Consider the following 12755-nt stretch of genomic DNA (forward strand, 5'->3'; position numbering starts at 1 on the left):
TGCTGCCCTGTCACGGTATCTCCGCCTAGGCTGGTGCCCACCTCGGGGGCAGAGGAGGACGACACATGGGGGAATCGGCATGACCGACGGCATCCATCACGGCGGCGGCACGGGCGGCGCGGACGGCGCGAGCCACGAGAACGTGCCGAGCCGGCAGCGCAGGCGCTTCCCCGGCATCTCGTCGCGCGCCTACGAGCACCCGGCGGACCGCTCGGCCCTGGTGGCCCTGCGCAAGCTCAGCGGCTTCGACACGGTCTTCAAGGCGCTCAGCGGCCTGCTGCCCGAGCGCAGTCTGCGGCTGCTCTTCCTGTCCGACTCCGTACGGGTCTCGGACGCGCAGTTCGCGCACCTCAACACCATGCTGCGGGACGCCTGCTACATCCTGGACCTGGAGAAGGTCCCGCCGATGTACGTGAACCAGGACCCGAACCCGAACGCGATGTGCATCGGTCTCGACGAGCCGATCATCGTCGTGACGACGGGCCTCGTCGAGCTGCTCGACGAGGAGGAGATGCGGGCGGTCGTCGGCCACGAGGTGGGCCACGCGCTCTCGGGCCACGCCGTGTACCGCACGATCCTGCTGTTCCTCACCAACCTCGCGCTGAAGGTCGCGTGGATTCCGCTCGGCAACGTCGCGATCATGGCGATCGTGACGGCCCTGCGCGAGTGGTTCCGCAAGTCCGAGCTCTCGGCGGACCGCGCGGGTCTGCTCGTCGGTCAGGACCTGCGGTGCTCCATGCGCGGCCTGATGAAGCTGGCGGGCGGCAACCACCTGCACGAGATGAACGTGGACGCGTTCCTCGAACAGGCCGAGGAGTACGAGGCCGGGGGCGACCTGCGCGACTCGGTGCTGAAGATCCTGAACGTGCTGCCCCGCACGCATCCCTTCGCCACCGTGCGGGCCGCCGAGCTGAAGAAGTGGGCCGAGTCCCGCGACTTCCAGCGGATCATGGACGGGCACTACCCGCGCCGTGACGAGGACCGGGACACCTCCGTCTCCGACTCCTTCCGGCAGTCGGCCTCCGCGTACGCGGACGACGTGCGCAACAGCAAGGACCCGCTGATGAAGCTGGTCAGCGACATCGCGGGCGGCGCGGGCGACCTCGGCGGCAAGCTGCGCGACAGGTTCACCGGGCAGGGCGGCGGCTCCGAGGGCCCGGCCGACCCGGGCCCGAAGTAACGGCCGAGGGCCGGACGGTACAGAACGCGGGCCGGGCGGCCTAGAACGAGGGCTGGGCGGCGTCCGCCAGCGTCCCGCAGAGCGCCGGGGCACGGCCCGTGGCGTACGGGTCGGTGCCCGCCGGGCCGCCCGCCTTCGCACGCTCCCCCGCCAGCAGCGGCCGCAGATGGCTCACCGAGTCGTCGGCGCAGGTCAGCGGCCCGGCCTGGGTGGCGGACGAGAACAGCTCGGCCTGGTGCATCCGCAGGTCGTCGCGGTCGAAGCGGAAGTGCAGCTCCCGCCGCACGGTGAACAGGGCTGCCTTCGCCTCGTCGGAGGTCGCCGCCCCGGCCTCGTCCCCGCCGGAGTCCCTGCCCGTACCCGGCCCGCCCGAGACCTCCCGCACCGCGTACACGAACGTGTGGTCGGTGGACACCTCAAGCGTGCCCTTGTCGGTCTCGGTGACCCGCAGCGTGCCCTGGACGCGGACGCGCTGGTCGGCGAGGGCGGTCCGCGTCGGGTCGAACCGCACCAGCCAGCCGGTCGGCGCGTGCCGCCCGTCCCCGGCGGGGTGCCGGAAGCTCCGGTCGAACTGGTCGTACAGCTCCGGGTCGAGCAGCAGCCGGACAGAGCTGGGCGACCCGCCGGTGAGCACGTCGGGATCGAGGGAGGACTCGACCAGGTAGTCCTTGGCGGTGGTGAGCGCGGACATCACCTGGCTGTCGGAGAAGTGGGCGGTGCGGCGGGCGGCCGGCAGGTTGATCCCGCCCGCCCCGACCCGGAACTGCGCGGCGGGGCTGTGCGCGTACAGGTCGGCGACCGCCTCCGCCCCCGGGACGCTGCCCTGCGGGGAGAGCGGGATCACCGTCATCCGCAGCGGATCGGGGCGCTTGGCGGACGGGCTGGGGTACGGGTGCCGTACGCCCATGTAGATCGCCGTGCCGAAGGCCACCGCGATGAGCACGACGAGGACCATGGCCTGGCGGGACAGGCCGCGGCGGGCGGCGGGGCGGCGGCGCACGGCGCGCGCGTGGTCGAGCATGCGCTCCTGCGCGGAGAACTCCTGGAGGCGTGCAGCGCGGACGAACGACTCGTCGAAGACGACGGATCGGTACTCGTCCTCGCCACCGCCGGGAGCGCCCTCAGGTGTGCCCGCCGGTGGGTCTCCTGGCCCGCCCATACTCTGAGGGTAGGTCTCCGGGCGGGCAAGTAAACGCCCTGCTGCGCGTCAAAGTCGGCGGGCGGCTCAGGGAGTGCGCGGTACCGCGGGAGCCGGGGGGCGGCCGAACTCCGCGGAGGCCGACGGGCTGACCGCGACCTCGCTCCCGGTGCTCTGGCCGACCTCGGTGGAGGCGGGCACGGGCACCTGGTCCTGGCGGCCCGACGAGGCGCCGCGGTAGACCGCGGTGAAGGCGAGGGCGACCATGCCGACGCCCATCAGGACGGCGAGCATCCAGGCGACGGTGCGGTGCCAGCGGGCCTGGCCGGGGTGGCGTCCCGGGCGGCCGTACCGCCGGCCGTCGGGGTCGTGTCCGTAGGCGTCGTCGAGGTCGTCGTGGACGAACTCGCCGTCGTCGGGGTCGAACCCGTCGTCGTAGTACTCCTCGTCCGGGGCGTCGTGTGCCGGGCCGCGCCTGCGGGCCGCGCGGTTCTCGGCCTCGGTGGCCTCCGCGCGCGCCTGGGCGGCGGCGAGCAGCCGCTCCACGGCGGACGGCTCGTGGATCTGGGCGGCCCGTACGAAGTCCTCGTCGAAGACCACGGAGGCGAACTCTTCGTCCGCACCCCCGCGGTCGCGGTCGTCGTCGGGCTCCCAGCCGTCGGGGAACGACGGCGTGCCCCCCACGTCCTCCGGCACCTTCCCAGCCTAGACCGGGAAGGTGCGCTGTGGGCAGGGCGCAGGGCAATTCAGCGGATGTGACCGTCCCCCGTCACGATGTACTTGGTGGAGGTCAGCTCGGGCAGCCCCATGGGTCCGCGCGCGTGCAGCTTCTGCGTGGAGATGCCGATCTCGGCGCCGAAGCCGAACTGCCCGCCGTCGGTGAAGCGCGTCGAGGCGTTCACGGCGACGGTGGTGGAGTCCACCAACTGGGTGAAGCGGCGGGCCGCCTGCTGCGAGGTGGTGACGATGGCCTCGGTGTGCCCGGAGGTCCACAGGCGGATGTGCTCGACGGCCTGCTCCAGGGTGTCGACGACGGCGGCCGCGATGTCGTGACTGAGGTACTCGGTCTCCCAGTCGTCGGTGGTCGCGGGGACGACGGTGGCCTTGCCGCCCTCGGCGAGGGCGAGGACGCGCTCGTCGGCGTGGACGGTGACGCCGGCCTCGGCGAGGGCGTCCAGGGCGCGCGGCAGGAAGGCGTCGGCGATGTCGCGGTGCACGAGCAGCGTCTCGGCGGCGTTGCAGACGCTGGGGCGCTGCGCCTTGGAGTTGACCAGGATGTCGACGGCCATGTCGATGTCGGCGGCGGCGTCCACGTACACGTGGCAGTTGCCGGTGCCCGTCTCGATGACGGGGACGGTGGACTCCTCGACGACGGTCTTGATCAGCGAGGCCCCGCCGCGCGGGATGAGCACGTCGACCAGGCCGCGGGCGCGCATCAGCTCGCGCACGGAGTCGCGGTTCTCGCCGGGGACCAGCTGGACGGCGTCCGCGGGCAGGCCCGCGCCGTGCACGGCGTCGCGCAGGACCCGCACCAGCGCGGTGTTCGAGGCGTACGCCGATGACGAGCCCCGCAGCAGGACGGCGTTGCCGGACTTCAGGCAGAGGGCGGCGGCGTCCACGGTGACGTTGGGGCGGGCCTCGTAGATGATCCCGACGACGCCGAGCGGGACGCGGACCTGGCGCAGGTCGATGCCGTTGGGGAGCGTGGAGCCGCGGACGACCTCGCCGACCGGGTCGGGCAGGGCGGCCACGTCGCGCACGTCGCAGGCGATGGCGCGGACCCGCTCGGGGGTCAGGGTGAGCCGGTCGATGATGCCCTCGCTCGTGCCGGCCTCGCGGGCGCGGGCGATGTCCTCGGCGTTGGCCGCGACGATCTCGCTGGTCCGCACCTCAAGGGCGTCGGCGATCGCGAGGAGCGCGTCGTCCTTCGCGGCGCGTGGCAGCGGCGCGAGCGCGGCGGCGGCGCCGCGGGAGCGGTAGGCGGTCTGGGCGACCGGCGAGAGGTTGTCGTACGGCGAGACGGGAGAGAGCGACGTCATGCCCGCAGGGTAATCCCCGCGCGCGGGGCGTCCACCCGGTATTCCAGTCCCCGAGACCGGCGGGCGCGGCGGGGACGACGGCTCAAAACGGGTGCACGCCGACCGGGGTGGCGGGCAACGGACCGTAGCCCTCCGCCACGCGCTGGTGGTAGGTGTCGCGGTCGATCACTTCGAGGCCCACGATCTCCCACGGGGGCAGCCGCGCGCTCTGCCGGTGCTCGCCCCAGAGGCGGAGCGCGACCGCGGCGGCGCCGTGCAGGTCGCGGGCCTCCTCCCAGTAGCGGATCTCGGCGTGGTCGGGCGCGTAGCGGCTGGTGAGGAGGAAGGGGTGGTCGTGGGCGAGCTGTTCGAGGCCACGCCTGACCTCCTGCAGCGGGGCCCGTGCCCCCGAGACGCTCAGGGTGACGTGCCACAGGCGGGGCGCCTGGGCGGGCTCGCCGTCCCCGCTCTCGCGCGCGGCGCCCTCCGGCACGGTCCGCGGCTCGCTCTCGTACGCCTCCCCCGCGGCGACGCTCGTCAGCGCCCGCTCCGCGGAGCCGCGGGACGCCGCTCCCGGGCGCACTCGTCTCACGACGGCCTCCTTCACGCGATGGCGATGCGGATACGTGACGGTTCGACGGAACCGTTCTCGTCAAAGTTGAGCAGGCCAAGCGGTCCCGCGGGGCCGTTTCGCGGAGTTTCCCCTCCCTCGGGCCGCCCGCCGGGGACGGCCCGTGACGGTTTTCGGCCGGGGCCGAGGAGGCTGATGTGACCCGTGTGGCGAGGCGACCTGCGGGCTTCTCCCCGCGTCACCCGTGCAGCAGCACCAGATCGTCCCGGTGGACGACTTCCCGCTCGTACGCAGGTCCGAGTTCGCGCGCGAGGTCCCGCGTGGAGCGGCCGAGGAGCTGCGGCAGCTCCTTGGCGTCGAAGTTCACCAGGCCGCGCGCGACGGCACGCCCGCCGGTGTCCCGCAGCTCGACCGGGTCCCCCGCGGCGAAGTCGCCCTCGACCTCCGCGATCCCCGCGGGCAGCAGCGACTTGCGGCCCTCGACGACCGCGCGTACGGCCCCGTCGTCCAGGGTGAGCGCGCCGCGCGGCTCGGAGGCGTGCTGGAGCCAGAGGAGCCGGTCGGCGGAGCGGCGCCCCGTGCGGTGGAAGTACGTGCCGGTGGCGCCGCCCGCGAGGGCGTCGCCCGCCTGGCTCGCGGAGGTCAGCACGACCGGGATGCCTGCGGCCGCGGCGATCCGCGCCGCCTCGACCTTGGTGACCATGCCGCCGGTGCCGACCCCGGCCTTGCCCGCGCTGCCGATCTGGACGTGCGCCAGGTCGGCGGGTCCGGTGACCTCGGAGATCCGGGAGGTGTCCGGCCTCGCCGGGTCGCCGTCGTAGAGGCCGTCCACGTCGGACAGGAGTACGAGGAGGTCGGCGCGGACGAGGTGGGCGACGAGGGCCGCCAGGCGGTCGTTGTCGCCGAAGCGGATCTCGTCGGTCGCCACCGTGTCGTTCTCGTTGACCACGGGCAGCGCGCCCATGGCGATGAGCTGGTCCAGGGTGCGGGAGGCGTTGCGGTGGTGGGCGCGGCGCGCCATGTCGTCGGAGGTGAGGAGCACCTGTCCGACACGTACGCCGTAGCGCGCGAAGGAGGCGGTGTAGCGGGCCACGAGCAGCCCCTGGCCGACGCTGGCGGCGGCCTGCTGGCGGGCCAGGTCCTTGGGCCGCTTCGCGAGGCCGAGCGGGGCGAGTCCCGCCGCGATGGCGCCGGAGGAGACCAGGACGATCTCGCGCGCGCCGTCCCCCCTGGCCTTGGCGAGCGCGTCCACGAGCGCGTCGACGCGGTCCGCGTCCAGGCCCCCCGACGCGGTCGTCAGGGACGAGGACCCGACCTTGACGACGACCCGCTGGGCCCCTGCCACCGACTGCCTTGCCGCTGCCACGCTCTTCCCCAAGTGCTCCTGGTGCTCCGGAGCCCGCGAACCGGGGCCCGGGATGTGCCGGACCAGCAATCTACGCGAGCATCCCGGCCGGGCGCCCGTGCATTCCGAAGGGCGGACCCAACACCGCCGAACGGGTGACGAGGAAGAAGACAACCCCCCGGTTCAGTCCTGTTTGCCCCAGTTTTCGGTGATTGTTGTCACGGAAGATTGCTACGGAGGTACCGCGCGTCATACGGTCAGTGGTCGACTTCCTCGACTTCTTCGACTTCCCCCCCGATCCCTCTCCATCCCCCGCCAGGAGCCCACGCCCGTGCCCTCTGCCGGACTCGTCCCTCGACGCATCGTGCAGCTGTCAGCGCTGTTCTCGATGTTCGCGCTCTTCACGGCCCAGCTCGTGAGCGCACTGCTCCCCTACGTGCCGGTGTTCGTCGCCGCGGCGGCAGCGAACCTCGCGCTCGACATCTACCTGCAGTACAAGCAGCCGGGCCTCCTGTCGCTCCTCGGCAAGATCCGGTTCGACGTCACGGTCCGCCAGCTGCTGCGGGACATGCTGATCCTGGTCGGCCTGCTGCGCATAGACGGCATCGAACCGCTGGCCGAGCAGTCGCCGCTGACGATCGCGCTGCTCGCGTTCTACGCCCTGCACTTCGTCTGCCAGGCCCTCGCCGTGCTCGTGCGCCGCAGCCGTTCGCTGCCGATCGTCACGCGCAACATCGACACCTCGGCGCTGCACCTGACGGCCGCGCCGCCGCGCATCCTCTCCCGCCGGCAGGCCCACCGCCTGCTGACGTTCTCGGTGCCCGCCACGGCCGGCCTGCTGGCCACCGCGGCCACCGCCGACGCCTACTGGGGCGGCATCGGCCTCGGCGTGTCGATCGTCCTGATCGGCTTCGGCGCGGCCTACCTCGGCACCTGGCTGCTGCCGAAGAAGCGGGCGAAGAACGACCAGAAGGTCATGGAGTGGCTCGACGAGTGGCTGGCCGAGTACAAGCCGACCGTCGGCATGTACTTCTCGGGCGGCACCACGTCGGCGTACCAGGCCAACATGTGGCTCTCCACCCTCTCCCGGCTCGACGGCAAGCCGCTGATCGTGCTGCGCGAGCGGTTCATGGTCCAGAAGATCGACGCGACCGACGTCCCGATCATCTGCTTCCCGAAGGTCGCCACGATGTTCTCCCTGGAGACGTCGACGCTGAAGATGCTGCTGCACCCGGCGAACGCCGCGAAGACCTCCCAGGTCCTGCGCATCCCCACCATCAAGCACGCCTTCATCAACCACGGCGAGAGCGACAAGCTGTCCTCCTGCAACCCCTACGCGAAGGCGTACGACCAGGTGTGGGTGGCAGGCCCCGCGGCCCGCGACCGCTACCAGCTCGCGGACATCGGCGTGGACGACAAGGACGTCGTCGAGGTGGGCCGCCCGCAGCTGTCCCCCATCAAGCCCTACTCGGGGGCGCCCACGGGCCCGTACACCACGGTCCTCTACGCCCCCACCTGGGAGGGCTGGGACGGCAACCCCGGCAACACCTCGGTCGTCCTGGCCGGTGAGAACATCGTCCGCGAGCTGCTCGCCGACCCGGGCGTGCGCCTCCTGTACAAGCCGCACCCGATGACCGGCTCGCAGGACCCGCGCGCCGGTGCCGCCAACGAGCGCATCAAGGCGATGATCCTCGCGGCCAACACCCAGCGCTCCGGTGCCCGCCCCGGGCCCGAGGCCGCCGCCGAGCTGGCCCGGCGGGCCGCCGCGCTCGACGAGCTGACGGCGACCCGGTTCCGCAAGAGCGCGGACGAGCAGGAGCGGATGATGCTCCAGGGCTCGCCCGACGGCGACCAGCAGGCCGCCGTGGCCGAGGCGACCGCCGCCTGGGAGGCGGCGTACTGGGCCTCCTTCCCCGAGTGGGAGCACCAGATCATCACGTCGGCGCGCCCGGCGATCTTCTCCTGCTTCAACCAGGCGGACCTGCTGATCAGCGACGTCTCCTCGGTGGTCTCCGACTGGCTGAGCAGCGAGAAGCCGTACGCCGTCGCCAACACGGCGGGCATGTCGGAGGCGGAGTTCCGCGCGAGCTTCCCGACGGCGTCCGCGGGGACGATCCTCACGCCCGAGGCGGACGGCGTGGCGGCCCTCCTGCGGTCCGTGCGCTCCCCGGAGCTGGACACCCGCGCGGAGGACCGTGCCGAGCTCAAGGAGCACCTCCTGGGCCCCTCGGACCCGCCGTCCCTGGTCCGCTTCAACGCGGCGGCCCTCGCCCTGAGCGCCCAGGCCGACGCCAGGCGCGCCCGCATGGCCTCCCGCATCGACGCGGACATCCCCGGCCAGCGGGTCGCGGAGGAGGCCGCGGAGGAGACGGAGCAGGACCCGGCGGAGTCGCCGGGCGCGGAGGACTCCGTCACCGCGTAGTCCTCCCGGACGGATGACAGGAAAGGGCCCCGGAGCTTGAAGCTCCGGGGCCCTTTCCTTGTGATCGGCGCACCGCGGCGCCATCGTGGCTGGTCGCGCGGGTCCCCGCGCCCTTCGGGGCACTGTCCCCCGGGGACGAGGGCCTAGAACGGCTCGAAGTCGTCGTACGCGCGCTGCGCCTCGTCGCGCTCCGCCTCGCGGTCGCGGCGGCGCTGGGCGGCGGGGCGCGGGGCCTCCAGGCGGTGGTCCTCGCCGCGGCGGCCCAGCATCTCGGCGCCGGCCATCATCGTCGGCTCCCAGTCGAAGACGACCGCGTTCTCCTCGGGGCCGATCGCGACGCCGTCACCGGCGCGCGCGCCCGCCTTCATCAGCTCGTCCTCGACGCCGAGGCGGTTGAGGCGGTCCGCGAGGTAGCCGACGGCCTCGTCGTTGTTGAAGTCCGTCTGGCGCACCCAGCGCTCCGGCTTCTCGCCGCGCACGCGGAAGATGCCGTCGTCCTCGCGGACGACCGTGAAGCCGCTGTCGTCCACGGCCTTGGGCCGGATGACGATACGGGTCGCCTCCTCCTTCGGCTTCGCGGCACGCGCCTCGGAGACCAGCTCCGCCAGGGCGAAGGAGAGCTCCTTGAGGCCCTTGTGCGCCACGGCGGAGACCTCGAAGACGCGGTAGCCGCGCTCCTCCAGGTCGGGGCGGACCAGGTCGGCGAGGTCCTGGCCGTCCGGCACGTCGATCTTGTTCAGGACGACGACGCGCGGCCGGTTCTCCAGGCCCGCGCCGTACTCCCGCAGCTCGGCCTCGATGACGTCGAGGTCGGAGACGGGGTCGCGGTCGGACTCCAGGGTCGCCGTGTCGAGCACGTGCACGAGCACGCTGCACCGCTCCACGTGCCGCAGGAATTCGAGGCCGAGGCCGCGGCCCTGGCTCGCGCCCGGAATGAGGCCGGGCACGTCGGCGACGGTGTAGACGGTCGAGCCCGCGGTCACGACGCCGAGGTTGGGCACCAGCGTGGTGAAGGGGTAGTCGGCGATCTTCGGCTTCGCGGCGCTCAGCACGGAGATCAGCGAGGACTTGCCCGCGCTCGGGTAGCCCACGAGGGCGACGTCGGCGACGGTCTTGAGCTCAAGGACGATGTCCCGCTCCTCGCCGGGCACCCCGAGCAGCGCGAAGCCGGGAGCCTTGCGGCGGGCCGAGGCCAGGGCCGCGTTGCCGAGGCCGCCGCGGCCGCCCTGGCCCGCGACGAACGTGGTGCCCTGGCCGACGAGGTCCGCGAGGACGTTGCCCGCCTTGTCGAGGACGACCGTGCCGTCGGGGACGGGCAGGATCAGGTCCTGGCCGTCCTTGCCCGAGCGGTTGTCGCCGGCGCCGGGCTGGCCGTTGGTGGCCTTGCGGTGCGGGCTGTGGTGGTAGTCGAGCAGTGTCGTGACGTCCTGGTCGACGACCAGGATGACGTCACCGCCACGGCCGCCGTTGCCGCCGTCCGGGCCGCCGAGCGGCTTGAACTTCTCACGGTGGACGGAGGCACAGCCGTGGCCTCCGTTACCCGCGGCGGCGTGCAGCTCGACGCGGTCCACGAAGGTGGTCATAGCGGGGTGCCTCCTGCGAATTGCTTACTGCTGGGTATGTCTTTCTGGGCGTGCTTCTTCTGAAACACGCGAAAGGCGGACCCGCTTCCCGAAACCGGGAAGAGAGGTCCGCCCTCGCAGAACTCGCTCGACGAGCGCCTAGTCAGTCGGAAAGACGGACTCAGGCGACCGGAACGATGTTCACGACCTTGCGGCCACGGTGGGTACCGAACTCCACCGAACCGGCGTCCAGCGCGAACAGGGTGTCGTCCTTGCCGCGGCCGACGCCCGAGCCCGGGTGGAAGTGGGTGCCGCGCTGGCGGACCAGGATCTCACCGGCGTTGACGACCTGACCGCCGAAGCGCTTCACGCCGAGCCGCTGAGCATTGGAATCGCGCCCGTTCCGAGTGGACGATGCGCCCTTCTTGTGTGCCATCTTGTCTCAGTCCCTTACTTCGCAGCCGTGGGGATGCCGGTGATCTTGATCGCCGTGTACTGCTGACGGTGACCCTGACGGCGGCGGTAGCCGGTCTTGTTCTTGTACCGCAGGATGTCGATCTTGGCACCCTTGTGGTGGTCCACGACCTCGGCCTGCACCTTGATGCCGGCCAGGACCCACGGGTCGCTGGTCACGGCGTCGCCGTCGACAACGAGCAGGGTCGAGAGCTCGACCGTGTCGCCAACCTTGGCAGTGGAAATCTTGTCAACCTCAACGATGTCGTCGACAGCAACCTTGTGCTGGCGACCACCGCTGCGCACGATGGCGTACACGCGGATCTCTCTCTCGCTCGGAACGGGGCCCCCGCAGTCCAGCCGCCCGCGGAGCGAGCGGCCTCTCCCGACCCGGGACAGTGCCCACGACTCGGGAGGAAAGAGGTTTACAGGGGGTGGCGGTGCATAGGAACACGCCGACGGTCAAGGTTACGGGGCCGACCCGGACGGGTCAAACCGGCCCCGCACCCCGGCTCACGTGGGCTCGCCGTCCGGCGGCAGCGGCTTGACGCCCTTGCACAGATCGGTCTTGTCGGCACTGCCCGGCCAGGCCACGGTCCGGGTGCGGTTGAAGTGCGAGCGGTAGGTGTCGTGCACCGAGTCGTCGTCGATCTTCACGATCGCCTCGTCGTTCTCGCGCAGCGCGGGAGCGGTGTAGTTCTGCGACCCCGTGAAGGAGACCTTGTTCCGCTTGCCGTCGTACATGCCGTCGATGAGCAGGTACTTCGAGTGGATGATGTACGGCGTGGTCAGCCGGGAGCCGGGGCGTGAGGGGTCCCGGTCGTCGTTGAAGCAGCGCACCGAGGGGCCGCCGGACTTGTGGAGCTGCTCCCAGGTGCCGGGGGTGCCGTTCTGGCTCTTGGCGCTGTCCGTCTCGGCGTAGAGGATGCTCACCGAGCAGCCGGCCTTCTTCAGCGAGACGAGCTTGTCGGCGATCTGCTTGCGCGTGATCTTGAATATCGCGGCACGGACCTTGGTGTGCTGCGTCACACCCGCGGTGTCCTTGTACGTGCACTTCACGTTGTTCAGGACGGAGTACATGGTGTCGGTCTCGTTGACCGAGCCGTTGCGCGGGAAGAAGTACGACTTGTAGCGGCCGCTGCTGACCGTGCGGTAGTCCCAGTCCTGCCAGCGCTTGCCCAGCATGTCCGTGAAGTACTCCGCGTAGGCGTCGTACATCGCCGGGTTGTCCGGCAGCAGCAGGGCGTCGTTGTAGAACTTCGTGTGCGCCGACGGCGTCGAGTTCGACGTGGTCTGCACGACGACGTCCTTGGCGCCCTTGACCTCCGAGAACAGCCAGAACTTGTTGTGCATGATCGACTTGCCGTACCGCGGGTTGCCGAGGCACGACTTGTCGGTCGGGCAGAGCGCCACGAAGGACGACTTGCTCTTGTTGGTGCCGAGCGCCTCCTTGAGCGTGGCGTACGAGGTGTTCGTCGGCCGGTCGCTCCTGCTGGTCTCGTCCAGCAGGATCTGCACGTGGACGCCGCGCTTCTTGGCGTCGACCAGGGCGTTGACGACCGTGGCCTCCCACACGTGGTAGACCGCGACCTTGATCGTCGAGCCCTTCACCGCCGACTCGGTCAGCTCCACGAGCCGGCTGCGGACCGCGTACTGCTGGTCGGGGGTGCCCTTGGGGTCGTTGAAGATCGGCCCCTCCGTCCAGGTCCTCGGCGCGTCCGCGGACGCGGTCCCCACCGAACCTGCGGCCTGGATGCCCGCCGCCGAGAGGACCGTGGCGAGCGCCACGGCCTGACGGCCGCCCTTGACCGGCTTCACCGCACGGTGCCGTCCCGTGCCACGCAGGCGCGCTTGCGCCATCTGTCATCCCTCCCCCGAGGCCCGGGCACGGTCTCCCCAACCGCGCGCTCACGCCTCTGTTCATCCGTCGGACCGCATGAGTTTTGCAGGTGGCCACACGCGCACCAAGGCCAGGGGGTGTGGTTCACGCTTTCGAGCCACGGCGGCGCCGCTTCTCGGACACGCGTGTGCCCCCCTGTCCGGCCGCGGGGGCCGGGCAGGGGGGC

At 71.6% G+C, this 12755-nt stretch carries 11 protein-coding genes; 2 read left to right on the forward strand and 9 right to left on the reverse strand.

Annotated elements, in window-relative coordinates; translation table 11 throughout:
- Positions 1-79 precede the first annotated feature (79 nt).
- Complete coding sequence (locus AB0I16_RS08510; protein WP_363248542.1) at positions 80-1180, forward strand: M48 family metallopeptidase; 1101 nt, start codon at positions 80-82, stop codon at positions 1178-1180.
- Between the two features lie 40 nt (positions 1181-1220).
- Here the strand turns inward: AB0I16_RS08510 and AB0I16_RS08515 are convergent, their stop codons facing one another.
- From AB0I16_RS08515 to proB, 5 genes are all read right to left on the reverse strand, one after another.
- A complete protein-coding gene (locus tag AB0I16_RS08515) occupies positions 1221-2339 on the reverse strand; it encodes a hypothetical protein (protein ID WP_363248543.1) in 1119 nt (372 codons plus the stop codon).
- Between the two features lie 66 nt (positions 2340-2405).
- Positions 2406-3014 (reverse strand): hypothetical protein, encoded by a 609-nt coding sequence (locus AB0I16_RS08520; RefSeq protein ID WP_363248544.1) that lies wholly within the window; start codon positions 3012-3014, stop codon positions 2406-2408.
- A gap of 50 nt (positions 3015-3064) precedes the next feature.
- Positions 3065-4357: a glutamate-5-semialdehyde dehydrogenase gene (locus tag AB0I16_RS08525; RefSeq protein ID WP_363248545.1), complete on the reverse strand. Its 1293-nt coding sequence runs from the start codon at positions 4355-4357 to the stop codon at positions 3065-3067.
- Between the two features lie 82 nt (positions 4358-4439).
- On the reverse strand, positions 4440-4928 hold the full coding sequence (locus tag AB0I16_RS08530; RefSeq protein WP_363248546.1) for a hypothetical protein: 489 nt from the start codon (positions 4926-4928) through the stop codon (positions 4440-4442).
- 217 nt (positions 4929-5145) lie between these two features.
- A complete protein-coding gene (gene proB, locus AB0I16_RS08535) occupies positions 5146-6273 on the reverse strand; it encodes a glutamate 5-kinase (RefSeq protein WP_363248547.1) in 1128 nt (375 codons plus the stop codon).
- 310 nt (positions 6274-6583) lie between these two features.
- Here proB and AB0I16_RS08540 point away from each other — a divergent pair, with 310 nt between their 5' ends.
- Positions 6584-8674 (forward strand): hypothetical protein, encoded by a 2091-nt coding sequence (locus AB0I16_RS08540; RefSeq protein WP_363248548.1) that lies wholly within the window; start codon positions 6584-6586, stop codon positions 8672-8674.
- A gap of 143 nt (positions 8675-8817) precedes the next feature.
- Here AB0I16_RS08540 and obgE read toward each other — a convergent pair whose 3' ends face one another.
- The 4 genes from obgE to AB0I16_RS08560 all read right to left on the reverse strand — a co-directional run bounded on the left by obgE (position 8818) and on the right by AB0I16_RS08560 (position 12549).
- Positions 8818-10257, reverse strand: coding sequence for a GTPase ObgE (obgE, locus tag AB0I16_RS08545; RefSeq protein WP_363248549.1), 1440 nt, complete (start codon positions 10255-10257; stop codon positions 8818-8820).
- A gap of 160 nt (positions 10258-10417) precedes the next feature.
- On the reverse strand, positions 10418-10672 hold the full coding sequence (gene rpmA / locus AB0I16_RS08550) for a 50S ribosomal protein L27 (protein ID WP_062773847.1): 255 nt from the start codon (positions 10670-10672) through the stop codon (positions 10418-10420).
- A gap of 14 nt (positions 10673-10686) precedes the next feature.
- Positions 10687-11007, reverse strand: coding sequence for a 50S ribosomal protein L21 (gene rplU, locus AB0I16_RS08555; protein ID WP_055566950.1), 321 nt, complete (start codon positions 11005-11007; stop codon positions 10687-10689).
- A gap of 195 nt (positions 11008-11202) precedes the next feature.
- Complete coding sequence (locus AB0I16_RS08560; RefSeq protein WP_363248550.1) at positions 11203-12549, reverse strand: phospholipase D-like domain-containing protein; 1347 nt, start codon at positions 12547-12549, stop codon at positions 11203-11205.
- Between the last annotated feature and the right edge of the window lie 206 nt (positions 12550-12755).

The organism is Streptomyces sp. NPDC050703, assembly GCF_040654435.1.
In the GTDB taxonomy this organism is placed as follows: Bacteria; Actinomycetota; Actinomycetes; order Streptomycetales; family Streptomycetaceae; genus Streptomyces.

Coding starts and splice junctions, on each gene's coding strand:
- AB0I16_RS08510 (WP_363248542.1), top strand. CDS start 80: ATGACCGACGGCATCCATCACGGCGGCGGCACGGGCGGCGCGGACGGC.
- AB0I16_RS08515 (WP_363248543.1), bottom strand. CDS start 2,339: ATGGGCGGGCCAGGAGACCCACCGGCGGGCACACCTGAGGGCGCTCCC.
- AB0I16_RS08525 (WP_363248545.1), bottom strand. CDS start 4,357: ATGACGTCGCTCTCTCCCGTCTCGCCGTACGACAACCTCTCGCCGGTC.
- obgE (WP_363248549.1), bottom strand. CDS start 10,257: ATGACCACCTTCGTGGACCGCGTCGAGCTGCACGCCGCCGCGGGTAAC.
- rpmA (WP_062773847.1), bottom strand. CDS start 10,672: ATGGCACACAAGAAGGGCGCATCGTCCACTCGGAACGGGCGCGATTCC.
- AB0I16_RS08560 (WP_363248550.1), bottom strand. CDS start 12,549: ATGGCGCAAGCGCGCCTGCGTGGCACGGGACGGCACCGTGCGGTGAAG.